The organism is Amycolatopsis sp. cmx-11-32 (assembly GCF_047608695.1).
GTDB lineage: Bacteria > Actinomycetota > Actinomycetes > Mycobacteriales > Pseudonocardiaceae > Amycolatopsis.
On sequence record NZ_JADNQN010000004.1, the window covers coordinates 475,927 to 500,885 of the forward strand.

25 protein-coding genes are annotated in these 24,959 nt (G+C 68.3%); 14 read left to right on the plus strand and 11 right to left on the minus strand.

Annotated features, from left to right (window positions below; translation table 11 throughout):
- The first annotated feature begins 130 nt into the window (after positions 1 to 130).
- Both ACM6LR_RS14675 and ACM6LR_RS14680 read left to right on the plus strand, forming a co-directional pair.
- Entirely contained in the window at positions 131 to 577 is a 447-nt protein-coding gene (locus ACM6LR_RS14675) for an aldo/keto reductase (protein WP_414944036.1), read from the plus strand.
- Positions 535 to 894: an aldo/keto reductase gene (locus ACM6LR_RS14680; protein WP_414944037.1), complete on the plus strand. Its 360-nt coding sequence runs from the start codon at positions 535 to 537 to the stop codon at positions 892 to 894. The genes ACM6LR_RS14675 and ACM6LR_RS14680 overlap by 43 nt, the downstream gene beginning before the upstream one ends.
- Here ACM6LR_RS14680 and pqqB read toward each other — a convergent pair.
- The 5 genes from pqqB to pqqA all read right to left on the minus strand — a co-directional run bounded on the left by pqqB (position 884) and on the right by pqqA (position 3,975).
- Positions 884 to 1,747, minus strand: a complete 864-nt coding sequence (pqqB, locus tag ACM6LR_RS14685) for a pyrroloquinoline quinone biosynthesis protein PqqB (protein WP_414939400.1) — start codon at positions 1,745 to 1,747, stop codon at positions 884 to 886. The two genes, ACM6LR_RS14680 and pqqB, sit on opposite strands and share 11 nt — an antisense overlap.
- Positions 1,744 to 2,832, minus strand: a complete 1,089-nt coding sequence (gene pqqE, locus ACM6LR_RS14690; protein ID WP_414939399.1) for a pyrroloquinoline quinone biosynthesis protein PqqE — start codon at positions 2,830 to 2,832, stop codon at positions 1,744 to 1,746. The genes pqqB and pqqE overlap by 4 nt, the downstream gene beginning before the upstream one ends.
- Positions 2,823 to 3,092 carry a pyrroloquinoline quinone biosynthesis peptide chaperone PqqD gene (gene pqqD, locus ACM6LR_RS14695; protein WP_414939398.1) on the minus strand — a complete coding sequence of 90 codons (270 nt, stop codon included), beginning with the start codon at positions 3,090 to 3,092 and terminating at the stop codon, positions 2,823 to 2,825. The genes pqqE and pqqD overlap by 10 nt, the downstream gene beginning before the upstream one ends.
- A 2-nt stretch (positions 3,093 to 3,094) precedes the next feature.
- On the minus strand, positions 3,095 to 3,775 hold the full coding sequence (pqqC, locus tag ACM6LR_RS14700) for a pyrroloquinoline-quinone synthase PqqC (RefSeq protein ID WP_414944038.1): 681 nt from the start codon (positions 3,773 to 3,775) through the stop codon (positions 3,095 to 3,097).
- A gap of 104 nt (positions 3,776 to 3,879) precedes the next feature.
- Entirely contained in the window at positions 3,880 to 3,975 is a 96-nt protein-coding gene (gene pqqA / locus ACM6LR_RS14705) for a pyrroloquinoline quinone precursor peptide PqqA (protein WP_076160001.1), read from the minus strand.
- Positions 3,976 to 4,315: 340 nt separating this feature from the next.
- On the opposite strand from pqqA, the gene ACM6LR_RS14710 reads away from it, so the two are divergent.
- Positions 4,316 to 5,302, plus strand: coding sequence for a PQQ-dependent sugar dehydrogenase (locus ACM6LR_RS14710; protein WP_414943958.1), 987 nt, complete (start codon positions 4,316 to 4,318; stop codon positions 5,300 to 5,302).
- Between the two features lie 92 nt (positions 5,303 to 5,394).
- On the opposite strand, the gene ACM6LR_RS14715 is transcribed toward ACM6LR_RS14710, so the two are convergent.
- Positions 5,395 to 6,774 (minus strand): WS/DGAT/MGAT family O-acyltransferase, encoded by a 1,380-nt coding sequence (locus ACM6LR_RS14715; RefSeq protein ID WP_414939396.1) that lies wholly within the window; start codon positions 6,772 to 6,774, stop codon positions 5,395 to 5,397.
- 95 nt (positions 6,775 to 6,869) lie between these two features.
- Between ACM6LR_RS14715 and ACM6LR_RS14720 the strand changes: the two genes are divergently transcribed.
- The 9 genes from ACM6LR_RS14720 to ACM6LR_RS14760 all read left to right on the plus strand — a co-directional run bounded on the left by ACM6LR_RS14720 (position 6,870) and on the right by ACM6LR_RS14760 (position 18,635).
- On the plus strand, positions 6,870 to 7,922 hold the full coding sequence (locus ACM6LR_RS14720) for a glutathione S-transferase family protein (protein WP_414943959.1): 1,053 nt from the start codon (positions 6,870 to 6,872) through the stop codon (positions 7,920 to 7,922).
- The gene (locus ACM6LR_RS14725; protein ID WP_414939394.1) at positions 7,906 to 9,063 is read left to right on the plus strand and encodes an NAD(P)/FAD-dependent oxidoreductase; all 1,158 of its coding nucleotides are present in this window, start codon (positions 7,906 to 7,908) and stop codon (positions 9,061 to 9,063) included. Before ACM6LR_RS14720 ends, ACM6LR_RS14725 begins: the two co-directional genes overlap by 17 nt.
- The gene (locus ACM6LR_RS14730) at positions 9,056 to 9,682 is read left to right on the plus strand and encodes a pyridoxamine 5'-phosphate oxidase family protein (protein ID WP_414939393.1); all 627 of its coding nucleotides are present in this window, start codon (positions 9,056 to 9,058) and stop codon (positions 9,680 to 9,682) included. Before ACM6LR_RS14725 ends, ACM6LR_RS14730 begins: the two co-directional genes overlap by 8 nt.
- A 98-nt stretch (positions 9,683 to 9,780) precedes the next feature.
- Positions 9,781 to 11,412, plus strand: a complete 1,632-nt coding sequence (locus ACM6LR_RS14735; protein ID WP_414939392.1) for a thiamine pyrophosphate-binding protein — start codon at positions 9,781 to 9,783, stop codon at positions 11,410 to 11,412.
- Entirely contained in the window at positions 11,409 to 13,469 is a 2,061-nt protein-coding gene (locus tag ACM6LR_RS14740; protein WP_414939391.1) for a hydantoinase/oxoprolinase family protein, read from the plus strand. The genes ACM6LR_RS14735 and ACM6LR_RS14740 overlap by 4 nt, the downstream gene beginning before the upstream one ends.
- Positions 13,466 to 15,163: a hydantoinase B/oxoprolinase family protein gene (locus ACM6LR_RS14745; protein WP_414943960.1), complete on the plus strand. Its 1,698-nt coding sequence runs from the start codon at positions 13,466 to 13,468 to the stop codon at positions 15,161 to 15,163. Before ACM6LR_RS14740 ends, ACM6LR_RS14745 begins: the two co-directional genes overlap by 4 nt.
- 2 nt (positions 15,164 to 15,165) lie before the next feature.
- On the plus strand, positions 15,166 to 15,951 hold the full coding sequence (locus ACM6LR_RS14750; RefSeq protein ID WP_414939388.1) for an SDR family NAD(P)-dependent oxidoreductase: 786 nt from the start codon (positions 15,166 to 15,168) through the stop codon (positions 15,949 to 15,951).
- A gap of 4 nt (positions 15,952 to 15,955) precedes the next feature.
- Complete coding sequence (locus ACM6LR_RS14755; RefSeq protein WP_414939387.1) at positions 15,956 to 16,648, plus strand: GntR family transcriptional regulator; 693 nt, start codon at positions 15,956 to 15,958, stop codon at positions 16,646 to 16,648.
- 715 nt (positions 16,649 to 17,363) lie between these two features.
- Positions 17,364 to 18,635 (plus strand): aspartate aminotransferase family protein, encoded by a 1,272-nt coding sequence (locus ACM6LR_RS14760; protein ID WP_414939386.1) that lies wholly within the window; start codon positions 17,364 to 17,366, stop codon positions 18,633 to 18,635.
- Positions 18,636 to 19,457: 822 nt separating this feature from the next.
- On the opposite strand, the gene ACM6LR_RS14765 is transcribed toward ACM6LR_RS14760, so the two are convergent.
- From ACM6LR_RS14765 to ACM6LR_RS14775, 3 genes are all read right to left on the minus strand, one after another.
- Positions 19,458 to 19,652 (minus strand): hypothetical protein, encoded by a 195-nt coding sequence (locus tag ACM6LR_RS14765; RefSeq protein ID WP_414939385.1) that lies wholly within the window; start codon positions 19,650 to 19,652, stop codon positions 19,458 to 19,460.
- A 110-nt stretch (positions 19,653 to 19,762) separates the two neighbouring features.
- A complete protein-coding gene (locus tag ACM6LR_RS14770) occupies positions 19,763 to 20,257 on the minus strand; it encodes a GNAT family N-acetyltransferase (RefSeq protein ID WP_414939384.1) in 495 nt (164 codons plus the stop codon).
- 52 nt (positions 20,258 to 20,309) lie between these two features.
- Positions 20,310 to 21,089, minus strand: coding sequence for an IclR family transcriptional regulator (locus ACM6LR_RS14775; protein WP_414939557.1), 780 nt, complete (start codon positions 21,087 to 21,089; stop codon positions 20,310 to 20,312).
- A 112-nt stretch (positions 21,090 to 21,201) separates the two neighbouring features.
- Here ACM6LR_RS14775 and ACM6LR_RS14780 point away from each other — a divergent pair, with 112 nt between their 5' ends.
- Positions 21,202 to 21,546 carry a hypothetical protein gene (locus ACM6LR_RS14780; protein ID WP_414943961.1) on the plus strand — a complete coding sequence of 115 codons (345 nt, stop codon included), beginning with the start codon at positions 21,202 to 21,204 and terminating at the stop codon, positions 21,544 to 21,546.
- Between the two features lie 200 nt (positions 21,547 to 21,746).
- Here the strand turns inward: ACM6LR_RS14780 and ACM6LR_RS14785 are convergent, their stop codons facing one another.
- Both ACM6LR_RS14785 and ACM6LR_RS14790 read right to left on the minus strand, forming a co-directional pair.
- Complete coding sequence (locus ACM6LR_RS14785; protein ID WP_414939382.1) at positions 21,747 to 23,270, minus strand: PH domain-containing protein; 1,524 nt, start codon at positions 23,268 to 23,270, stop codon at positions 21,747 to 21,749.
- On the minus strand, positions 23,267 to 23,779 hold the full coding sequence (locus tag ACM6LR_RS14790) for a PH domain-containing protein (RefSeq protein ID WP_414939381.1): 513 nt from the start codon (positions 23,777 to 23,779) through the stop codon (positions 23,267 to 23,269). The genes ACM6LR_RS14785 and ACM6LR_RS14790 overlap by 4 nt, the downstream gene beginning before the upstream one ends.
- Before the next feature lie 156 nt (positions 23,780 to 23,935).
- Between ACM6LR_RS14790 and ACM6LR_RS14795 the strand changes: the two genes are divergently transcribed.
- A complete protein-coding gene (locus ACM6LR_RS14795; protein WP_414939380.1) occupies positions 23,936 to 24,859 on the plus strand; it encodes a proteasome assembly chaperone family protein in 924 nt (307 codons plus the stop codon).
- The last annotated feature ends 100 nt before the right edge of the window (positions 24,860 to 24,959 follow it).

The window sequence follows — 24,959 nt, forward strand, 5'->3', positions numbered from 1 at the left end:
CGTTGGTCGGGCGATGCGGTGCAATGATCCGATGTGTGTTCTGCTGAGGTACGCGTACGACGACATTGGGCAGGAGCGGTCTCGAGGATCGCCTTCGGCACCTGGCAGCTCGGCGGGGGCTGCCGAGGCGATGCTCGGGAAGGCGTTGCGCGAGGAACTCAAGCGTGACCGCGACAACCTCGTCGTCGCGACGAAGGGCGGCATCAAACCGCGTTCCGAACGGCCGCGCGACTCCCGGCGCGAGTGGCTGACGCAAGGAATCGAAAACAGTCTCCGCTTCCTCGACGTCGACCACATCGACCTCTACCAAGTCCACCGGCCCGATTCCGACGCCCCGGCCGAAGAGACCGCGGGGATCCCGCAGGAGTTCGTCGACGCCCGGGAAGATCCGGCACATCGGCGTTTCGAACTACGACGCCGCGCGACTGGCCGACTTCGACAAGACCCGTCCGGTGGAAACCCTCCAGCCGCCGTATCACCCTGTTCCGTCGCGACATCGAAACCGATCCCCTGCCGTACGCACGGGAGAACGACATCGTTGTGCTCGTGTACAGCCCACTGGGCAGTGGCCTGCTGACCGGTTCTTTCATACCGGAGACGACGTTCGAGAAGACCGACTGGCGCTCGCGCTCGTCGGGGTTCACGGGAGAGACCTTCCGGCACAACCTCGCCATCGTCGACAAGCACGAGGATTTCGCCGCGGACGAGGGAACCTCGGTCAGTCGGCTCGCGATCGCGTGGACACTCGTCCAGCCGGGTGTGCACGTCGCGATCGTGGGCGCGCCCACGGCCGATGTCGACCTGACCACGGACGATTTCGCGGAGATCGATCGCCTCACCGCCGACGCCGTTCCCGTGTCGGGTGCGAGCCCCGAAGGCATCGCTAGAGCTTGAATTCAGTACCGTCCGAGGGAAGCGAGGCGCCACCGTCCAGCACTGCGGCGTGCTCCGGCGAGGACGGGTCTACGACAGGGTTCGTGTTGTTCAGATGCGTGTAGGCCCAACGCGGGCCAGGCCGGAGCTTCGCAAGACTGCCGGTGATCGGCAGATGCCCCATCGCCAGCTGGGCGCCGTCGCCGACCTCGGCCGCGGTGGCGCCTGACATCTCGTCCGGCGCGTAGAAGGTTCCATCCAGCAGTACCAGATCCGCGCCGTCGGTAAAGGAGTCGAACCCGTCCGGCCAGCTCTTCAGACAGGGCGCGTACACGAAGACGCCACCGGTCCGGACGTCCTCGATCCGGTACGCCACCACCCACGGGCCGTCCTCAGTGGACGAACGCGCGTACTTCGGACGTTTGTCGCTCACGGGAAGCGAGCTCACCCGGAGCCCGTCGATGGCGATTTCCGACGCCGGAAGCCAATCCCAGCCACCGTAACCGTCGATGATCGACCGTGCGGGGAACTGCTCGGACAGCGCGTGCAGGACCGCGTCCGGTGCCCATACCGGGAGTCCGCCGGCTTCCCGCAACAGCAGCAGGCCCAGTGAATGGTCGAGTTCGGCATCGGTGAGCAGCACCCCGCGCAGCGGGATCTCCCTCGGCCCCGGCCCGGCCCGGAGCGGTGGGGTGGCGAGGATCTGCGTGCGGATGTCCGGTGACGCGTTGAGCAGGTACCAGCCCGCGCCGTCCGCGCTCACCGCGACGCAGTCTTGTGTCCGAGGCGGTGCGCCCGAAGCGCACAGGGCGCAGGCACAGTTCCATTGCGGGAAGCCGCCGCCCGCCGCGGTGCCGAGCACGATCACCCTCATCGCGGCGCCCGCATCACGAGTTCGTCTGTTTTCGGGGGTGTGGCGAGGATGAGATCGACGACGTCGCGCCGCGGCGATCGAGAGCACACCGGATCCGTCGCCGCGGCGTCGCCGGTCAGCTGGAACGCCTGGCACCGGCAGCCGCCGAAGTCGATCGAACGCCGGTCGCAGGTGCCGCAGGTGTCCGGCATCCAGTCCTCACCGCGGTACGCGTTGAAGGAACTGGATTCGTACCAGATCCAGGCCAGCGGCGAGTCCCGCACATTGTCGAACTTCAGTGTCTCGATCGCGGTCGACGCGGGGCACGGCAGCACGTTCCCGTCGGGCGCCACGGTCAGTTGCCGCGCGCCCCAGCCGTACATGCACGGTTTCGGGTACCGCTCGTAGTAGTCGGCGACGACGTAGATGATCTGCATGGTGCCGCGCAGCCGTTCGGTGGCCGCGCGCACGATCGGCTCGGCCTCGTCGAGTTGCCGCCTGGTCGGCATCAGGGCGTCGCGGTTCTCCCACGCCCAGCCGTAGTACTGCGTGTTGGCCAGTTCGAGGCGGTCCGCGCCCATTTTCTCCGCCAGGCCGATGATCCCGGCGAGCTGGTCGTGGTTCTGCCGGTGCAGGACGACGTTCACCGAAAGCGGCAGCCCGGTCTTCTTGATCAGTTCGGCGACGACCAGTTTCCGGTCGTGGGCCCGGGCACCCGCGAGCCGGTCCGCGCGCTCGGCGGTCGCGCCTTGGACGGACAGCTGGATATGCGCGATGCCGCGTTCGACGAGATCGTCCAATCTGGACTCGGTCAGTCCAAGCCCGGACGTCACCAGGTTGACGTAACAGCCCAGTTTCGTGGCGTGCTCGACCAGCACGGGAAGATCCGGCCTGGCGAGTGGTTCGCCGCCGGACATGTGCACTTGGAGCACGCCCAGTTCCCGAGCCTGCGATAGCACCGACAGCCATTCCTCTGTGGACAGTTCGCCGGCACGGGTGATCAGTTCCACCGGATTCGAGCAGTACGGACAGTGCAGCGGACAGCGATGGGTCAGTTCGGCCAGCATCCCCAGTGGCGCCGCCGCGGTGGAGGTGTTCAGGTCCATTCGACGATCCGCCGATCTCCCAGCCGGGACAGGACGTCCAGGATCTCTTCCTCTCGTACGCCGGAATAGCGCTCGCGTAAGGCCGAAGCGATCGCCGCGACGTCTCCGACCCCGTCGCAGAGTGAGAGAACGGCCGCCGCGGTCGGATTCGGGACGAGTACGCCTTCGGGGAACAGAAGGACGTGCGTTTCCCTGGTCTGGTCATAACTCAGCCGGACACCTCGCCGCAGACGCGGTACCGAGCCGATCTCGGGTGTCATCGCTACTCCTTGGCCGCGGCGCGCTCGATGGCGTCGAGCATGGACCAGAGCACGTCGGTCTTGAACGAAAGCGCGGCGATCGCCTTCTCCTGCTGTTCACGGGTGACGGCGTGCCGCACGACGATGTCGAGTGTCCCCTCGCCCTCACCGGAGACCTTGTCGATGCGATTGGTGAAGTAGGCGAGGTCTTCCCGCGCGATCCATGGGTAGTTGGCCAGCATGCCGGCGACCCGACGTTGCATGAGATGGCCGGCGAACATTTCGGTCAGCCCCGAAGCGACCGCTTCGAGCCAGGGCTTCGTGCGGGCGAAATTCACGTAGGCGTCGACGGCGAATCGCACGCCGGGAGCGACGTGCCGCTGATCGAGAACCTCTTCGCGGGCGAGCCCGACCGCGGTGCACAAACGGAGCCACCGCTCGATTCCGCCGTCTCCGGCTTTCATCCCGTCGTGATAGACGATGCGGTCCAGCCATTCCCGGCGGATTTCCGGCACCGGGCAGTTGCTGATGATCGCCGCGTCCTTCTGCGGGAGCACGCACTGGTAGTACCAGCGGTTCGCGGCCCAGACCTTCAGCTCGTACTCGGACAGGTCGCCGCCGTGCATCCGGTGGTGGAACGGGTGCGTACCCCAATAGCGGTGGGAAAGCCCGCGCAAGGCCGCGACGAATTCCGGCGGCGACATCGGCGCGGCGGAAAGGGGAAGAGACACGGTGCAGCACTCCAGCGGCTCGCTGATCGGGACGGCGGCCCGGTGGTGGGGGACGGCCCCCACCACCGGGTGGGAATTCAGTCCTCCATGCGGGCCGCGTATGCGGTGACTTCCATGGGAGTTTCGTACTCGACGAAGTCGGGCGTGGTCCATACCTCGATGGGTTCGATCATTTTCGTACTCCTCGGATCGCTGACGTTCATCCCCGGAACGTCCACATGGGAACGAACCGGGCCGAGCACCGTCACCCTAGAAGCGCGTCGCCGATTCTGACCAGACGTAAGGTGCAAGTTCGAGCGGTGTTTTGTAAAGTTTCCTACCTATGGGGGATCGAGTCGTCACATCGGTCACGCTCGGCGCACACAACGGTTAACGGCAAGCGCTTTCCTTACCCCGACCAGTGGTGTCCGTTTCATCCCATGGTGTGTTTGTATCCAACTTGACGGGCGAACCCCGGCCGCCCGTCTTCCGCCGCCATCCGAGCTCCAGGGGTGTAGCTGAAGGAGGCGTCCCATGTCCTTACGTCGTACTCTCGCCGTCACGTTCGCCGCCGCGACGGCCGTGTCGATCGCGGCCGTTCCGGCGGCCGCCGCCGAAGCGCCGTCCATCCAGGCGATCAGACAGCTCGCCAGTGGCCTCAAGCAGGCCTGGTCGATCGATTTCCTGCCCGACGGCACCGGTCTCTTCACCCAGAAGGACGCCAAGACGATCAGCAGGATCGACAAGGCGGGCAAGGTCACCACGGTCCAGACCATCCCCGGAGTGAGCGTCACGGCGGAGGCGGGCTTGCTCGGCATCGCCGTCTCGCCGAAGTACGCCACCGACGAGACGGTCTTCATCTACTACACGACCAGCTCCGACAACCGCATCGCCAAGCTGAAGCTGGGGCAGCCGCCGACGCCGATCGTCACCGGCATCCCGCGTGGTTCGCAGTACCACCACGGCGGGCGGATCAGGTTCGGCCCCGACGGCTACCTCTACGCGGGCACCGGCGACGGCCAGAACGGCGCCAACGCGCAGAACAAGAACTCCCTCGGCGGCAAGGTCCTGCGTGTCACCACCGACGGCGCGGCCGCTCCCGGCAACCCGTTCAACAGCCGCGTCTACTCCTACGGCCACCGCAACGTCCAGGGTCTGACCTGGGCGAACGGACAGCTGTACGTCTCCGACATCGGTGCCAACAAGCTCGACGAGCTGAACAAGATCGACCCGGGAAAGAACTACGGCTGGCCGACCTGCGAGGGCCCGTGCACCACGGCGGGCATGACCAACCCGGTCAAGGCCTGGCCGACGTCTTCGGCGACGCCGAGCGGGCTGGCGGCCTACAAGGGCTCGCTGTACCTGGCCTCGCTCAAGGGCGGCACGTACAAGCTCGACCTGAACGGCAACGGCGGCAAGCTCTGGACCAACCTCGGCCGCACGCGTGACGCCGTCGCCGGTCCCGACGGCCAGCTGTACACGATCACCCCTGGCGCCCTCTACGTCTCCGACGGGAGCTGACCCCCGCGCAATTAGTCCTCTACTTGCGGTTCACCGCCGCAAGTAGAGGACTGGTTGCGGTAGTTGCGTGTGCAAGGACCGCAACTAGAGGACTAATTGCGGGAGGAGGCGGAGACCGCGTGTTCGAGTTCGGCGAGCGCGGTGTCCAGATGGGTCAGGATGCGCTGCAGATGCGGGACGCTCCGGCGGCAGCCGGTGATGCCGAAGTCCAGGTTGTCCCCGTTGCTGGTCAGCGTGATGTTCAGCGCCTGCCCGTCGAGCAGGACCGACGCCGGGTAGATGCCGTCGAGCGACGCGCCGTTCCAGTACATCTGCTTGCGCGGCCCCGGCACGTTGGAGATCACCAGGTTGAACGGCGGTTTCGTGTTGTTCACGAAGCCAGGGATCGGTGACACGCCGAGCTGGGCGACGTTGATCCCCGACAGCAGCAGCGTCTGCAGCGGAGTCAGCTCCGAGAAGAGCTTCTTCCCGTTGCGCATGGACGCGTTGATCGCCGCGAGCCGCGCGGCCGGATCGGTGAGATGGGTGGCGAGGTTGCACAGCAGCGCGCCGATGTTGTTGCCCGCCGCGTCACCACTGTCCTTGCGTCGCAGGGAAACCGGAACCATCGCGGTCAGTGGCGCGTCGGGAAGGGCGTTCTGTTCGATCAGGTAGTCCCGCAGCGCGCCCGAGCACATCGCGAGGACGACGTCGTTGCGCGATACCCCGGCGGCGGTCGCCACCTTGCGCACCCGGTCCAGCGACCACGACTGTGCGGCGAACCGCCGGGCCCCGCCGATCGGCACGTTCAGCATCGTCTTCGGCGCCTGTGACGGCAGCGTGAGCTTGTGTTCCTGGTACGCCTCCCGCGCCACCTTCAGCGCGGCGGGGGCGATGCCGGCGAGCTGGTTGACCGTCTTGCCCATGGTCTGGAACAGGGAGGGGGGCGCCTTGCCGTTGTGGCCGCCGTCCGGTTTGGGCCGTCGGCCCCACGGCGGCGGACAGTCCAGGTCGTTCGGGTCGTCCGACAGCGTGCCCTGCAGATGCCGCAGCGCCGAGACGCCGTCCATCAGCGCGTGGTGGATCTTGCTGTAGAGCGCGAACCGGCCGTCCTGCAGGCCCTCCACCAGGTGGATCTCCCACAGCGGGCGGTGCCTGTCGAGCAGGGTGCTGTGCCAGCGTCCGGTCAGTTCCAGCAGTTCGCGGATCCGGCCGGGCTGGGGCAGCGCCGAATGCCGGAAGTGGTAGTCGAGTTCGAGATCGACATCCGTCGCCCAGGCGATGTGCCCGGCGGTGTTGACCGGCCGGGCGGGACGACGCCGGAACACCGAGCGCATGTTGTCGGAATCGAGCAGCTTCCGGCGGACGTCACGCAGGTAGTCGGGTCCGGCGTCCTCGGGTTTCTTGAACAGCTGCAGCCCGCCGACGTGCATGGGATGTTCGCGCGTCTCCACGAGAAGGAACATCGAGTCGGTCACGGGCATGAATGGCATCGTCGGACCACCTTCCGCGCGGCGGCGTGCGAGCACGCCGGGTGCGAGAGTCTACGCACACCGCAACCACCTTCTCACGCTTTAGGGTGACTGACATGACGATCCCGACCGATCCGAAGACGGGCAGGTTCGAGGCACGTTTTCCCGCCGAGAACCCCACAGGAGAGTTCCGTCGGTCCGCCAACCATTTCGACGCGCGCGTCACCGCCGACGGCCGCGAAGGCTGGCCGGTGGAGGCGGGAAGATACCGGCTGGTGGTGAGCCGGGCCTGTCCCTGGGCGAGCCGGGGGCTGATCGTCCGGCGGCTCCTCGGTCTCGAGCCCGCGCTGGGCGTCGCCGTCGCCGACCCGATCCAGGACGACAAGAGCTGGCGGTTCACCCTCGATCCCGATGACCGGGACCCGGTCTTGGGCATCAAGTACCTGGCCGAGGCCTATCACGCCGCGGATCCGCACTACATGGGCGGGATCAGCGTTCCGGCCATTGTGGACATTCCGAGCAAGCGGCTCGTGAGCAACGACTATCCGCGGATCACGCTCGATTTCTCCACCGAATGGACCAGCCTTCACCGGCCCGGCGCGCCCGACCTCTATCCCGAGCGGCTGCGCGACGAGATCGACGCCGTCAACGTGGGGGTCTTCGCCGATGTCAACGCCGCCGTCTACCAGGCCGGTTTCGCGACCGGGCAGGCCGCGTACGAAGACGCGTACACCCGGCTCTTCGCCATGCTGGACGTGCTTTCCGAGCGGCTGGAACACCAGCGCTACCTCGTCGGTGACACGATCACCGAGGCGGACATCCGGTTGTTCACCACGCTCGTCCGCTTCGATCCGGTCTATCACGGGCATTTCAAGTGCAACCGGAACAAACTGGCCGAAATGCCGGTGCTGTGGGCCTATGCCCGCGACCTCTTCCAAACGCCGGGCTTCGGTGACACCGTCGACTTCGACCACATCAAGCGGCACTACCACGCGGTGCACGAGCAGGTGAACCCGACGCGGATCGTCCCACTCGGACCGGAGCTGTCCGGCTGGGCGGCGCCGCATCACCGGGAGCGGCTGGGCGGGCGCCCGTTCGGCGACGGCACACCGCCGGGGCCGCCGCCCGAGGACGAACGGATCGGGGAACCGGATGGAGCCACTTCCTGAACGCACCGACGTCGTCGTGATCGGCGGCGGCATCATCGGGGTCAGCTGCGCGTACCGGCTCGCCGCCGCCGGTGTCTCGGTGCTGCTGCTCGAACGCGACAGCCTGGGCGCTGGCTCGACGGGGAAGGCGGCCGGCGGGATCCGGTCGTCGTTCACCACCAGGGTCAACATCGAGATCGGGCTGCGCGGCCTGGCCGAGTACGCCTCCTTCACCGAGACGTACGGGGCGGAGATCGACTTTCGCCGCGACGGCTACCTGTACCTGGTCACCGACCCCGCGGACCTGCCGGAGTTCGAGCGCTGTGCCGAACTGCAGAACTCCTACGGTGTGCGCAGCCGGCTCGTCGAACCGGCCGAAGCGCGGCGGCTCTCCCCGCTGATCGACACCGAAGGTGTGGTCGCGGCGCTGTGGTCGCCGGACGACGCCAAGGCCACCCCGGACTCCGCGGTCCAGGGCTACGCGCGGGCGGCCCGCGCGCACGGCGCGATGTTGAAGACCGGTGTCGAAGTCGTCGGGATCGAACGCGACGGCGACGAGATCACCGGCGTCCGGACCAGCGAAGGCATCGCGTCGACGGGGGCGGTGGTCTGCGCGGCGGGGGCGTGGTCGGGGCGGGTCGGCGAACTCGCCGGTGTCGACCTCCCGGTGCGGCCGTTCCGCCGTCAGGTCGTGTTCACCGGCCCGGTCGCAGGCCTGCCCGAATCCGTGCCGCTGACCATCGAGATGCCGTCGGCGTTCTACTTCCACCGTGAGGGCCTCGGCCTGGCGATGTCCTTCTGCGACGGTGACGGCGATCCCGGGTTCGACACCCGATACCAGCCGGGCGACTGGCTGCCGAAACTCGCCGAGATCGCCGCGCGGCGGGTGCCCGCCGTGCTCGGCGCGGGGATCCGCGGCGGCTGGGCCGGGCTGTACGAAGTCACCCCTGACCGCAACCAGATCGTGGGGGAAAGCGTCCACCTGTCACGGTTCTTCTACGCGACGGGGTTTTCGGGACACGGGTTCCAGATGGGCCCGGCCGTGGGAGAGCTCGTGCGGGACCTCTACCTGGGGCGGGTCCCGGCCATCGACATCACCGGCCTCGACGTGCGCCGCTTCACCGGCGACCGGGCCTCGACGAAGGAGCACAACATTGTCTGACGGGTTCATCGAGGTCACCACCGAGGCGGAGCTGCGGGAGATCCTGCCGCCGCCGCTGGAACGGACGGCGAACAAGGCACGGCCCAAGCTGCACGAGATGGACCGGCGGTGGCTGGCGGAGTCGCCGTTCGTGCTGATCGCGACGTCGTCGGCGGACGGCACCTGCGACGTCTCGCCGAAGGGCGATCCCGCCGGGTTCACGCTGGTAGTGGATGACACGCGGATCGCGATCCCGGAGCGTCCCGGCAACCGCCGCGCCGACGGGTTCCGCAACGTGCTGTCGAACCCGCACGTCGGGCTGATCTACCTGATCCCGGGCCGCGGCGACACGCTGCGGATCAACGGCCGCGCGCGGCTGGTGCGGGAGGCGCCGTTCTTCGACGACATGATCGTGCAGGGAAGCAGGCCGAAGCTCGCGCTGGTGGTCGACATCGACGAGATCTTCCATCACTGCCAGAAGGCGTTCATGCGGTCGAAGCTCTGGTCGCCCGAGACCTGGACGCCCGGCGCGTTGCCGTCCAGGGCGGTCATCTCCAAGACCTTCGAGCGGCCGGAGGACAGTGTGGCCGACCTGGAGGCGTATTACGAGCCAAGCAGGTATTCGGCCGGTCTGTACTGACCTCGTGATCGGTAAGGACGGTTCTAACCATCCCTGCCACTTACGAGGCAGTAGGTCACGGTTGCTGGATCGTTGAACGATCTGGCACTATCGGCGGGGTGCCTTCACCCACCGGAGCCCAGCATCTGGCCGACGCGCTGACCGCTCTGGGGACCGAAGTCGTCTTCGGTCTCCCCGGGGTGCACAACCTGCCGTTATGGGAGGCGCTGGCCGATACGGAAATCCGGCTCATCGGGGTCCGGCACGAGCAGACGGCCGGGTACGCCGCCGACGGTTATGCCCGCGCGACCGGGAAACTCGGCATCGCCATGGTGACCACGGGGCCCGGCGCGGCGAACACGCTCGCCGCCGTCGGCGAGGCGATGGCCTCGGCCGCGCCGATGCTGGTCATCGCGACCGACATCCCGTCCACGCTGCGGCGCCCGGGCGTGGTCCGCGGTGTCCTGCACGAGACGTCGGACCAGCAGGCGATGTTCGCGCCGGTCACCAAGGCCGGGTTCACCGTCCAGAGCGCCGACCAGGTCGCCGCCACCCTGCACCGCGCGGCCCGGCTCGCGCTTCAGCCGCAGAGCGGGCCGGTCTACCTCGGCATCCCCACCGACTTCCTGTCGGAGCGGACGCCTGCCCGTCGTCCGCCGAGGTCGCACGCCCGGCCGTTCGAGATCCCCGACCTCTCCGAGGCCGAAGCGCTGCTGGCCACCGCCGAGCGGCCGGTGATCTGGGCGGGCGGCGGCGCGCTGCGCGCCGCGGCGGGTGAGGCGATCGGGAAACTCGCCGAACGGCTGGCCGCCCCGGTGCTCACGACTTTCGGCGCCCGAGGGCTCCTGTCGGCCGACCACCCCTGTCTCGCCCCGAACCCGGTGCACGCGCCCGAAGTCGGCGCGCTGTGGGACGAGGCCGACGTCGTCCTCGCCATCGGCACCGACTTCGACGGGCTGATGACGCAGAACTGGCTGATGCCGCCGCCGAAGAAGCTCATCGCGATCAACGTCGACCCGGACGACGCGGCCAAGAACTACCAGCCGGACATCACGCTGGTCGGTGACGCCCGCGTGCTCACCGAGGCGCTGAAAGTGGAGGAACGGCCAGGGATCGCGGCGCTCGTCGGCAGGCTCGCCAAGGTCTCCGCGCGGGTCCGGCAGCGGATCAAGGAAGAGGAGCCGCAGGCAGCGGACCTGCTGTCCACTTTGGACGAAGTGCTGCCCCAGGACGCCGTCGTGGTCGCGGACATGTGCGTGGCCGGGTACTGGATCGGCGGGTTCCATCGCGTCCGCGCCCCGCGCAAACTCGCGTACCCGATGGGCTGGGGCACACTCGGCTACGGCTTCCCGGCCGCGCTCGGCGCCGGTGCGGCGGACGTCGGGCGCGCGATCTGTATCAGCGGTGACGGCGGTTTCCTGTTCGGCTGCGGCGATCTCGCCACGCTGGCGCAGGAACAGCTGCCGGTCACGGTGATCATCGTCGACGACGGCGGCTACGGGATGCTCCGGTACGACCAGGACCGCGCCGGGGTGCCGCGCCGCGGCGTCGACTGGGACAGCCCCGATTTCGTCGGCCTCGCACGGTCTTTCGGGGTGCACGCGGGTCGCGTCTCCGGGTTCGGGCGCGCGTTCCGGCGGTTGCTCGGCGAGTTCGTCGAGTCCGACGAGCCGAACGTGCTGGTCGTGCGCGCGAAGATGGCACCGCCGCTCAACACCTCGCCGCGCTGGTACCGCAAGGGTTCTTCGTGACCGGCCTCCGCGTCGGTGTGGACATCGGCGGCACGTTCACCGATCTCTGCGTGCTCGACGAGACCGGTGTCATCGCTGTCGGCAAGGTGTTGACGACGCACGACGAGCCCGCCCGCGCGGTCGAGGAAGGTCTCAAAAGGACACTCGCCGACGCTGGGCTGGACGCGGCCGACGTCGAGCAGTTCGTGCACGGCACCACGCTGGTCACGAACGCGCTGATCGAACGCAAGGGATCGCGCACCGCGCTGCTGGCGACCGCCGGATTCCGCGACGTGCTGGAGATGCGGCGTGAGCACCGGTACGAACTTTACGACCTGCTCATCGAACTCCCCGCCCCGCTGGTTCCGCGCCACCTGCGGTTCGACGTCCCCGAGCGGATCCTCGCCGACGGGACCGTCCACACCGGACTGGACGAGGACTACGTCGCTCGTCTCGGCCGTGAACTCGACGCCCGCGGGATCGACGCGGTGGCGATCTGTTTCCTGCACGCCTTCACGAATCCCGCACATGAACGGCGGGCGGCCGAAGTGCTCGAGGAGGTCGCGCCGCGGCTGCGGGTCGCGTTGTCCAGCGAGGTCGTCCCGGAGATCCGCGAGTTCGAACGTGCGTCGACCACGGTCGCCAATGTCTACGTCCAGGACCTCACCGAACGCTACCTGCGCGACCTGGAACGGCGCTCGCACAAGGCCGGGGTCCGGCCGTCGCCGCACATCATGCTGTCCAACGGCGGGATCGCGACCGTCGACACGGCCGCGCGCTACCCGATCCGCATCCTCGAATCCGGCCCGGCGGGCGGGGCACTGGCCGCCTCCGCGATCGGGGCGGGCGCCGGTGTCGAGGATCTACTGTCCTTCGACATGGGTGGCACGACGGCGAAACTGTGCCTGATCGCCGGCGGTGCCCCGCTGGTGACGCACGAGTTCGAAGTAGACCGGAAGTACCGGCTGCTGCCGGGATCCGGGCTGCCGGTCAAGGTGCCGGTCACCGACATGATCGAGATCGGCGTCGGCGGCGGCTCGATCGCCCGCATCGACGCGCTCGGCCTGCTCACCGTCGGCCCGGATTCAGCCGGTTCCGAGCCCGGCCCGGTCTGCTACGGGCGGGGCGGCACCGAACCCACCGTGACCGACGCGGATCTCGTGCTCGGCTACCTGGATCCCGCGTATTTCCTCGGTGGCGGAATGACTTTGGACGCCGAAGGCGCGCGAGAGGCGATCCGCTCGAAGATCGCCGGACCGCTCGGCGTCAGTGTCGAAGAGGCCTCCTGGGGTATCCACACCAGCGTCAACGAGGACATGGCCAACGCCGCCCGCGTCCACGCCGTCGAACGTGGCAAGGATCCGGGGAAGCTGCCGATGTTCACTTTCGGCGGCGCCGGGCCGGTGCACGGCGTCGGCGTGGCGCGGGCGCTCGGCGCACCCAAGGTGGTCGCCCCTCCGGCGGCTGGAGTACTGAGTGCGGCGGGATTCCTCACCGCGCCGCTGGCCTTCGACTTCGTGCGCTCGGCGCGTTCGGCGGTACTCGATCTCTCCGGGGAGCAGGTCGGCGCGCTGTTCGCCGAGATGGAGGCCGAGGGCAGGGAACTGCTGGGGAAGTCCGGTGTGGACGGTGCGCGGGTGACGCACCGTCGGATCGCCGAGATGCGGTATTCCGGGCAGGGTTACGAGATCCGCGTGCCGGTCGAGCCGGGGAACCGGCCGGAGTCGCTGGTCGACGCGTTCACCGAGACCTATCGGACGCTGTATCGGCGGACCGGGCCGGACGTCGCCATCGAGGTGCTCAACTGGCGTGTCGTGTCGAGCGGTCCGGTACCCGAGGTCACCCTGAGACTCGCGGTCGCCACGGCCGAAGGTGACGCGCGCAAGGGCAGCCGTCCGGCGTACTTCCCCGCCGAGGGTGGATTTGTCGACACGGCTGTGTTCGATCGATACCGGCTCGAGCCAGGTGATCGCGTCGAGGGTCCGGCCATCGTCGAGGAGCGCGAGTCCACCGTGGTCATTCCTCCGGGCGCTCGGTGCGTGGTCGGCGGAGACGCCAGTCTGGTGGTGACGGTGTGAGCGTCGACCCGATCCTCGTGGGTGTGCTGGGAAACCGCCTGCACTCGATTCTGGCCGAGCAGCAGAACGCGCTCGTCAACACGGCCTTCTCCTCCGTGGTGCGGGAGTCGCTCGATCTCGCCTGCGCGGTATTCGACTCGCGCGGCGAGATGATCGGCCAGTCCGTCGGTGGGACTCCCGGCCACATCAACGCGATGGCGACCGGGATGCACCACTTCGTCACCGCGTATCCGCCGGACACCCTGGTGCCCGGCGATGTCCTGCTCACCAACGATCCGTGGCAGACGGCGGGGCAGATCAACGACATCACCGTCGCCACGCCGGTGTTCCTGCGTGGACGACTGGTCGCGTGGTTCGCTTCCTGTTGCCACGCGCCGGATATCGGTGGCCGGCTCGTTTCGGCCGAAGCCAACGAGGTCTTCGAAGAGGGTTTGCGCCTGCCGATCATGAAGTTCTTCCGCGCGGGCGAGGTCAACGCGGATCTCGAACTGCTGATCCGCGCGAACGTCCGCACCCCGGAAGAGACCATCGGCGACCTGTACGCCCAGGTCACGGGGAACGAGGTCGGCGCCGCGAGTCTGGTTCGGTTGCTGGAGGAATTCGAACTGGAGTCGCTCGACGACGTCGCCGCCGAGATCATGAACCGCTCCGAGCGCGCCTTGCGGGAAGCGCTGGCGAAACTGCCGGACGGCACCTACACCAGCGAACTGGTGACCGACGGGTTCGACGACGAAGAGGTCGTCCTCAAGATCACCGTGACCATCGACGGCGACGAGATCCGCCTCGACTTCGGCGGGTCGTCGCCGCAGAGCCGTCGCGGGATCAACGTCGTCCTCAACTACACGCGGGCGTACGCCTCGTTCGCGGTCAAGGCGGCCATTTCCCCGGAAGTGCCGCACAACGCGGGTTCGTTCCGGCCGGTGCACGTCACCGCCCCGGAGGGATCGGTGCTCAACTGCACGCCGCCCGCGCCGGTCGCGTCCCGGCACCTGATCGGGCACTTCCTGCCGTCGCTGTTGATCACCGCGCTCCATGAAGCGTTACCGGGCAACGCGTTGGCGCACAGCGCGGACGCGTTGTGGATGACGATCTGGCGCGGCGCCGACGCGGCGGGCGACGAGTTCATGCTCAACGTCTTCCAGACCGGCGGGATCGGCGCACGGGCCACGAAGGACGGTCTCAGCACCACCGGGTTCCCGAGTGGACTGCGGTCCACTCCGACCGAGATCATCGAGACGATGGCGCCGCTGATCCAGTGCGAACGCGTGCTGAGAGCGGATTCCGGCGGCGCCGGACGACGACGCGGCGGCCTCGGCCAGCGCACGTCGATTGCGCCACGCGGCGAGATCTCGTGGAGTGTCAACGGGAACGTCGATCGAGTGCTTCGACCGGCGTCCGGTGTGGACTCGGGGCATGACGGCGCCGTCGGCCGGTTCGGGCTCTGCGGTGGGACAGACCTGCCGTCGAAGAGCCGGGTGAACCTGCGGCCGGACGACGTCGTGGACGTGATCCTGCCCGGCGGTGGCGGATACGGCGATCCGTTCGACCGGGAGCCGGAGGCCGTGCTCGCCGACGTCGTCGATGGCTACGTCTCGGTGGAAGCGGCGCGCGAACTGTACGGCGTCGAGGTCACCTATCACGGAGAACCCGGGGCGCTGGTGCGGCTTCCGGAAGACTACAGAGGGAAGAGATGAGCATGGGGCGGCTGGCCGGCAAGGTCGCGGTGGTCTTCGGCGGCGCGAGGGGTATCGGTCTCGCCACTGTGAAGGAGTTCGTAGCCGAGGGCGCGACTGTGTTCTCCAGTGACATCCGCGAACCCGCGGAATTCGTCGACGGTGCCCGACACTCCCTTGTGGACGCCACCGACGAGGTGCCGGTCGATGAGTTCGTGCGCGGGGTGCTGGCCGAAACCGGCCGGGTCGACGTGCTGTTCAACAACGTCGGCATCCACCTCGGAAAACCGCTGACGGACACCACGCCGGCGGAGTTCGACAACATCTTCGCGCTGAACGTGCGGGCCGCCTTCCTCGGCACGCGAGCCGTCCTGCCGCACATGATCGCGAACAAGGCGGGCAGCATCATCACGACGTCGTCCAACGGCGGCGTGATGGGCCGCCCCGGCGACCCGGTGTACAACGCCACCAAGCACGCGCTGGTCGGCATGATGAAATCGATCGCCGTCGCGCACGCACACCAGGGGATCCGGGCGAACACGGTCAACCCGGGCGCGATCGACACCGACATGTTGCGCGGCACGCTCGCCTCCCCGGAGGAATTCGAGACCGAGCAACACCAACTGACCGCGAGCACACCCGCCGGACGGGTCGGCGAAGCGTGGGAAGTCGCGAAGGCCGTCGTCTTCCTGGCGAGCGACGAATCCCGGTTCATCAACGGGGTCGCGCTCCCGATCGACGGTGCCAAGGCCGCCGGCGCCATGCCCGGCAACCGGTACAGTCTCGACTTCGAACTCGGCGTCAGGTAGCGCCATGTCCACTCCTGCCGCCGAGGAGACACTGGCCGGCGACCGGCCCCTGCTCGAACGGAGCGGGACGGCGGAACGGGTCGCCGGGATCCTGCGCCAGCGCATCACCGAAGGTGTTTTCCCGCCGGGGTCGAGGCTTTCCGAGCCGTCGATCAGCGCCGCGCTCGGCGTGTCGCGCAACACCCTGCGCGAGTCGTTCCAGTTGCTGGCGCACGAACGGCTCGCGGTGCACGAACTCAACCGTGGCGTGTTCGTCCGGGAGCTGACCGCGCAGGACATCTCGGACCTCTACGTCATGCGGCGGGTCACCGAATGCGGTGCGCTGCGGCGTGCGTCCGAACTGTCCACTGTGGATCTTTCGGGCATCGCCCGCGCGGTGGAGGAAGGTCTCGCCGCGGCGGACGAAGGTGACTGGCAGGTGGTCGGGACCGCGAGCATCGCGTTCCATCAGGCGATCGGCGACCTGGCGGGCAGTGAGCGGGTCAGCACGACGATGCGCCAGGTGCTGGCGGAGACGCGGCTCTTCTTCGTGCTGGCGGAGAACACGCGTACGTTCTTCGAACCGTTCCTGGAGCGGCACGAGCGGATCCTGCGAGATCTGGAGCGAGGGCGTTTCGGGCCCGCGGAGGCGGCGTTGGAGAAGTACCTGCGGGATGCGGAGAAGCAGCTTCTGGCCTTTTACGACCGTCGAGGCTGAGCGTCCGTGAAAGCCTCCTTCCCTACTCTCAAGGCAGGGCCCCGGCAAAGTCGAGATGGTGGTCAAGCGCGGCCGCCCCCCGGTGTCGCGGAAGCCACTTTCGCGACATCAGACGTCCCGAAAGTGACAGTAGCTACCCAAGACACTCATGGCTCTGGCACGAATCGCCACTCGCGACCACCCCGACCCAACCCATTCCGGACACTTGACGAGTCCAGGCCCGGATCGCCAAGAGCGGCACTGAACTGCAGTTGCGCGACTTTGCCGAAACCCTGCTCTCAAGGTAGGGAAAGGAGGCCTTCACTGCCTTGAGAGTCCTTCGGGCGCCGCACGGATGGAAGGCTCGGGGAGCAGTCTCCGTCGCTGCGTGGGGGGCGGATCGCCACAACTGCTCCTTACCCAGGGTGAAAAGCACATCGCACGCGCGTCACTCGCCAGCCCAGTCCCGGGGCGTTTCAGCCCTCTGGCCAGGCGGCGACGAGCGCGCCAGCGAGACGACGCATAGTTCGTTCAGAATGCTCAACTCTGAACAAACTCACGCATCAAACAACAGGATCGACGGGCGCGGGTCAAGGGCCGGGGGATGGGGTCGGAATCCGCCGACGGTCGCGCTGACATACCGGACAGGTCCGCGCGGTGAACTGTGCACGATGGAGTGTTCGCGCCGCGGCCGGATCCGGGTGAGGATGGGGGCACGAGCACAAGGAGGAAGATCATGGTGTCGTCGGCGTCCGCGCACAATCCGCTGTGGCATCCCTTCGCGGACATGGGGGCGGTCGATGGCGACCGGCTGGTCATCACCCGCGGTGAGGGTTCCTACGTCTGGGACGACGAGGGGAAGCGCTATTTCGACGCGACCGCGTCGCTCTGGTACGCGAATTTCGGGCACGGGCGCGAGGAGATCGCGCAGGCCGTCGCGGACCAGCTGCGGACGCTCGATTCGTACAACCTGTTCGGCTACAACGCCAACGAGCCCGCGCTGAAACTCGCCGAGCGGGTCTCCGCGCTCGCACCGGAACCGGGTTCGAAGGTGTTCTTCGGCTCGGGCGGCGGTGACGTCATCGACACCGCGGTCAAGATCGCACGATCGTATTTCGCGCATACCGGGCGCCCGGAGAAGGTGCACGTCATCGGGCGAGTGCAGGGTTACCACGGCACGCACGGTTTCGGCACGGCCGTCGGAGGCATCGCGGCCAACGCCGTGGGCTTCGGGCCGCTGCCGGGCGACATCTCGCACGTGCCGTACGACAGCGCCGAAGCGCTCGAAGCGGAGATCCAGCGGGTGGGCCCGGAGCGGGTCGCGGCGTTCTTCTGTGAACCGGTGATCGGCGCGGGTGGGGTCCTGCTGCCGCCGGAGGGTTACCTCGAGACGGTCGCCGAGATCTGCCGCCAGCACGGCGTGCTGTTCGTCGCGGACTGCGTGATCGCCGCGTTCGGGCGCCTGGGGACCTGGTTCGGGATCGACCGGTGGCCGGTGAAACCGGACATGATCACCACGGCGAAGGGCATCACCGGCGGGACGATCCCGTTGGGCGCGCTGATCGTCTCGCCGAAGGTGGCCGAGCCCTTCTTCACCGGCAAGCCGGGTGCGCCGGTGTTGCGGCACGGCGCGACCTACGCGGGGCATCCGGTCGCCTGCGCGGCGGGGAACGCGACGCTGGACATCTACGAGCGTGACGGGCTCATTCCGCGCGGGCGGGAACTGGAGAAACCGCTGGCGGACGCGCTTTCCGGGCTGGCGTCACACCCGTTGGTCGGCCAGGTGCGGGCCGGGCTGGGTTTCCTCGGCGCGGTGGAACTGAAGGCCGACTTCCTGGCGTCCGACGCCGCTGCGCCGAACCGGTTGCAGCGGATCGCGCGGGAGGAAGGCGTCCTGGTGCGGAACCTGGCCAAGGGGATCGCGGTCTCGCCGCCATTGATCGCCGGAGAGGCCGAACTGGGCCTGCTCGCTTCGGCCTTGCCGCGTGCGCTGGACCGCCTCGGCTGAGTCACCCGGCGACGGCGGTCACCTGTGGCCGCCTACCGGAACGCGTTCCGGTAGGCGCCGGGCGAGACGCCGGCCTGTTTGAGGAAGTGGTGCCAAGGCCGCTGAGCTTCGCGATCCTCCCCACCGGGAGGTCGGTCGATTCCAGCAGGCTCTGCGCTTGGGAAAGACGCTGGGTAACACAGTCAGGGTCCCGGCTATGTCGCAGGGTTGCTGGCGGTAGTCCGGGCTTGACGTTTCTGGTGCCCGCAAGGGCCGAGTGGGTGCCGGAGGGGGCATGTCCCGGAAACTCTGTCGATCAAGCTCCGCAACCGGTGTGACCCCCGCGACGAGAGGAATGGGGACACTCAACATCCCAACTCCTACATCGTCAGCCTCACACAGCGACGAAGAGCCGTCTGACCTGCAAAATCTCGACTTTGCCGGACCCTGACTTCCAAGTCCGTGAAGGAGGCCTTCACCACCTCGCGAGCCTCGGAACCCCGGCGAGCATCGTGACCGTGTGGATTTTGGGACCTCTGACGTCCCAAAATCCACACAGTGCCCCCTTGTGCGCCACCTCCTACGGATGCAAAACGCAATGAAGGGGCCTTTCACGGCGAATTTCGCTATGAAAGGCCCCTTCATGGCATCACCTCCGCGATCAGGGACGCGGAGTGTGACGCGCACGAGGGCCTCGCGCTCGGTCATGAAGGGCGCAGCCGACGGGACCAGGTCCCTTCATGACACCCCCAGTGCGACGGGCCCGCGTGGGCCCGCCTCAGCAGAGGCGGAGTTCGGTGCCCTCGGGGTCCGCGATGGTGAACCACGCGGACGGCCTCGGTACTACCTGGAAGTCATACGCCATACCGGCACATTAACCACCCGCCCCGACAATTCCGGGAGTTCATACCCGCTGACCACGGTGAACCGCCACTTGTCGACCCCGCCGCCCATGATCTCGGCGTAGCGCCGGGCGCCGTCCGCGTTGGCGAAGCGCACCTGCTGGCCATTGGTGAGATGGGTGATCTTGACCGCCATCCGTGTCTCCTCTGCTCCGGTGCCGGCCCGCGGAGCTTCCCCCTCCGGGGCCGGCGCGGACAGTAGAACACACGTTCGATAGACGTGGCCAACCGAACCCCCCGCACGGGTCATCGCCGCATGGTCACTCTCGGCCACGCGTCCAGCCCGCGGGCGATTTCGTGGCTTCGGATGGCTCGCAGCCCCTCGGTGAGAGCCTCCTCGCCGAGCGTCACGAAGCCGAGCCGGGCGTAGTACGGCGCGTTCCACGGCACCTCGGCGTACGTCGTCAGCGTCAGCCCCGCGAGTCCTTCGCGCGAGGCCCACTCCGAGGCGTGCTCGATCAGTCGCCGCCCGAGACCCTGTCGCGCGTGGTCCGGATGGACGGACACCTGCTCGATGTGGCCGTAGCTGTCGACGACCTCGGCGAGCAGGTACGCCACCGGGCCGTTCCCGTCGTCGAGGACCCAGGCGCGCCCCGCGCTCCGGTAGGCCGCGAGGTCCGCGAGCGAGGGCGGGTCGTCGTCGGCGATCGCGGCCATGCCGAGCGCGCGGAACGGTTCGCCCGCGGCGCGTTCGATGTCCTGGAGCACGGGCAGGTCTTCGGGCACGGCGAGTCGGATCACGGATCGAGTTCTACCCCGCCGCGAGAGTGATCGCGCGCGAATTTCCGCCGCTTCAGAGGGAAAACGACGAAACGGCCCGATGGATCCTGCCCGCGTACGACTGAAGGGTGACGATGGCGGCCCGTTTCGCGTCGTCGCTGATCCGCGTCGCGGGGGCGGCCAGGCTCAGCACCGCGGGCCGATGCCCGGTGCTCGGGATCGGCACCGAACACGACCAGACGCCGTCGTCCAGTTCGCCCCAGCTGACCGAATACCGGTTGAGATGAGCGCGTTTGACCTCTTCCCGCACGGTCGGCCCGCGACGCTGGACGATCGACGAAAGCCGCCTTTCGCGTTCGCCTTCCGGCAGCATGGCGAGCAGCATCTTGCCCGACGCGCCCGCGCCGAGCGGGACGGAATGGCCGGGCTGGAAGGTGAAGCGCATCGCGCGTTCGCATTCGACCCGGTCCGCGCAGACCGCCGCGTCACCGAAATGCTGGAACAGCAGGACGGTCTCGCCGAGGTCGCGTGCGGCCTCCTCCATCGCCGGACGCGCCAGCCTGGCGAGATCGTTGGCCAGCTGGGCGGCCCGCGCGAGCGGCATCACCTGGCTCGTCACGTGATAGCGCCCGGTCCTGCCCTCCTCCAAAAGCTGTAGTTCCTTCAGTAGTGCGACATAGCGGTACGTCGTGGCGACCGGGGTACCGATCCTCGCGGCCAGTTCGGCGACGCTCGCGTCCCAGCGCCGTTCGGAAAAGGAGAGCAGCAGCTGCAGTACTTTCCGTGAGCTGCTGGCGCCGGGGGTGCGTTTCGGGGGAGCGGTGGAGTCCAGGGATCGTGCGGCAGGCGTCATCTCGACCTCTCGCCGGGGCAATCACAAAGAGTCAAGAAAGTAGCACATTGTGTGAATTGCGGACCAGGGTCTTTGGTCCACGAACAAGCGGACTTCCTGCCGGGTTCGGACCATGGAAAGTCGTTGGCGGGCAATATCGCCCTGGTCGCCGGAGCGACTCGCGGGGCCGGGCGGGGAATACCGCTGGTGCGACCGTTTACGTGACCGGTCGCAGCACCGTGAGCTGGTGGCCCGGGTCGACGCCGAGGAGGGCGCGCCGAACATCCTGGTCAACGACATTTACGGCGCGCCCATCCAAGGGAATAAGACGGTCTGTGGGTCCACTTTGGACACCGGGTTGCGGACGTTGCGGCTCGCCATCTCGCTCCCGCTCATGATCAGGAATCCGGGCGCGCTGGTCACCGAGTGCAACTCGCGGAACGCCCACGATTGGAACCGCATGGCGGTACCGCGGTGACGGTCACGCCAGGTTGGTCGCGTTCCGAAGCGATACTCGACGCTTATCGGGTGACCGAGAGAATTGGCGGGACGCGACGAAGATCCAGCCGCTTTTCGCCATTCTTGGAAGCCCGGCCTTCGTCGGCGGGGCGGTCACGGCGCTGGCCGGTGACACGGTTTCACCGTCCAGGATCCCGGCAAGCCGGCGGACGCCACCGGCTACCGCTGAGGCGTCCGCCGCAGGAACGGCGTGAGCAGGCCCGGCGCGGCCCGCTCCGCCATCGCCAGCCCGGCCGATTCGCCGACGTCGACCACGTGATAGCCGCCCCGGCCCGCCGCGATCGGGGCGGTCACGGTGATCAACCCGCCGCGGCGCTGGAAGAACGAGCGGCTGACGACGATCCCGGTGACCCCCTCGCGCCGGACCGCCACCGTCGCCCGCGCCAGCGAACCGGAGCGGCTGACCAGGTACCGCCCGACGATCGCGTGGCCGAGGTTACGGTAGCGGTCCCAGCCCACGAGCGCGGCGAACGGCACCAGCCCGAGCGCGACCTGCCACATCCAGTCCGGCAGGAAATCGATCCACGCGAGGCTGAACAGCGCCGCCGCCAGGATCAGCACGCCACCGATCGCCCGGGTCAGCCGCCGGGTCAGCGCCCGTCGCGGATGCCGGTTCAGCGGCACGGTCGCCGGGTCGAAGTTCTCCCGCAGCACCTCGGCCGCGACCTCGTGGACCCGGCCGACGGGCGCGGGCGGCAGCAGGAGACCCCCGCCCTTGTCCCCGCCTTTGCCCTCGCGCAGCCCGCCGGCGATCGCGGTGAGCCGCGCCCCGCCCGCGATCCGCAGCGGCAGCGGTTCCTTCACCTCGACGCCGCGAAGCCGGTCCTCTTCGATGGACACCGAACGCGTCGTGATCAGTCCGCGCCGGACGTGCAGGGTGCCTTCGGCCTCCCGGGTGAGCTTGAAGTTCCAGAACGACAGCACGTAGCCGCCGACGGAAAGCAGCGAGACGACCACCAGCAGGGCGACGGCCGCGATCACGACGATCAGCCACACCGCGGTGTTCGCCAGATCGTCCAGGAGATCCCGCAGCGGCCCGACGTTCTCCGGGTCGATGTTCAACTGGTGCGCGAAATGCCAGACCGCGGCGAACATCGCGCCCACCACGGCGAGCCCGGACAGCGTGAACGGCGCGTACCGCACCCACTTCCGGTCGACCTCCGCCACGACCTGCTCCGGCGGCGGCGCGGACTCGGCTTCGGTGACGACTTCCTTACGGTGCAGGAGCACCGTGCGCAGCCGGTGTGCTTCGGTCGCGCTGACGGCGTCGAGCACCAGCTGGTCGCCGCCCGCGCCCTGGCCTGCCGAATGCCGTCCGGTGCCGATGCGCACGGCGCTGAGGGAGAACAGGCGGTGCTTCGGTTCCGAGGTGACGTCGACCGTGCGGACACGGTCGAGCGGAATGGCACGATGCTTGCGCAGCAACAGTCCGGTGGTCCATTCCACCTGGCCGCCGGCGATGCGATAGCGCGACGTGAGCACGTGCGAGATGCCGACGAGCACGGTCAGCGCGGTGATGCCCAGCCCGATCCACTCCCAGCCGTTGCCCCGGCCGAGGAGCACCGTCCCGATCAGCACCGGCAGCGATTTGACGACGTCGAGCACCGGCCGGATCAGCAGCATCCGGCGGTCGAGGCGGTACCACTGGTCGACGGCGGCGTCCGGCGGAGCTTCGGTGCTCATGTCGCGTCACCGGGGGTGGCCTGCGTGGTCTTCGTGAGTTCCGCGGCCAGCGCCAGCGCGTCGGCGTGGTCGAGCCCGGCGATCTTCACCGGGCCCGCGGCCGACGCCGTCGTCACGGTGATCTTCGCCAGCTTGAACAGCTGCTCGACCGGGTCTCGTTCGATGTCGACGGTCTGGATCCGCGAGATCGGCGCGATCCGCCAGTCCTGTTTGAGCCAGCCTTCCTGGGTGTACACGGCCTCGCCGGTGACCTCCCAGCGGTGGATCCGGTAGCGCCACTGCGGCATGACCAGCAGATGCAGCGGCGCGAGCACGCACGAGATCGTCAGTGTCACCGTGAGCCACGTCGGCGGGCCGTCGCTCGTGACCACGAACACCGCCTGCACGCCGGCGAGCACCGCCCAGCCGACCGCGGCCCACACCGTCCAGTACCCGATGGCGCGGCGGCTGACCCGGTTGGCCGGCGGGCGCAGGCTGAGCCGTTCCGCCGGTGCTGTCTCCTCTGTCACCCCTTCAGCCTGCACCACCCCGGCACCACCCCGGCACCGACCGCCCACGACAACCGTCACGCTTGGATAGGATCTCGGCCACCATCGGCGGAATGGATGCCCCCTGTCGGGGCGTTGCCACCCGTAGAGGTGTACGCACGAAACCTGGAGGATCTGGTGGCGCTGGACCCGGAAGACCTGTACGAGGTGGACTCGGACGTCCCTGACCTCGGCGGGGCCGTGCTCCTGCACTACTTCGACGGGTTCATGGACGCGGGTTCGGCGGGCAGACTCGTCGCCGAGCACCTCCTGAACTCGTCCGAGCACCGCGTGATCGCGCGCTTCGACGTCGACCGGCTCATCGACTACCGCTCGCGCCGACCGAGGATGACCTACTCCGTCGACCACTGGGCGGCCTACGACGCCCCCGAACTGGTCGTCCACCTGCTGCACGACGCCGATGGCGTGCCGTTCCTGCTGCTCACCGGGCCGGAACCGGACCACGACTGGGAGCGGTTCTGCGCGGCCGTGCGAGCGCTCGTCGAACGCTGGGACGTCCGGCTCACCACCGGCTTCCACGGCATCCCGATGGGCGCGCCGCACACCCGCCCACTCGGCTTGACCGCGCACGCGACGCGGAACGAACTGGTCGGCGAGCACCGCCCGCTGCCCAACCGGCTTCAGGTGCCGGGCAGCGTCGCCGGGCTGCTGGAGTTCCGGTTCGGTGAGTGGGGGCACGACGCGTCCGGGTTCGCCGCGCACGTGCCGCCGTACCTGGAGGACTCGACGTACCCGAGTGCGGCACTGCACCTGCTCGGGGCCGTCGCCGAGGCGACCGGGCTGAACCTGCCGGACGGTGATCTGCGGGAAGCCTCGCAAGAGGCCGAAGCCGAGATCGCCCGCCAGGTCGCCGGATCGGAGAAGGTCGCCGACATCGTGCGTGCGCTGGAGCAGCAGTACGACACGTTCATGGAGGCGTCCGACAAGGAGAGCCTGCTCGCGGAGTCGGTCGAGCACATGCCGACCGCGGAGGAACTGGGGACACAGTTCGAGCGGTTCCTGGCCGAGCAGCAGAACGGTGGCGACACGCCGGAGCGCTGATCGCCTCGCCTGAAGTACATGAAGGCCTCCTTCCCTACTTTCAGGGCAGGGCTCCGGCAAAGTCGCGCAATTGCCGTTTCGGTGTCGCGAAAGCCACTTT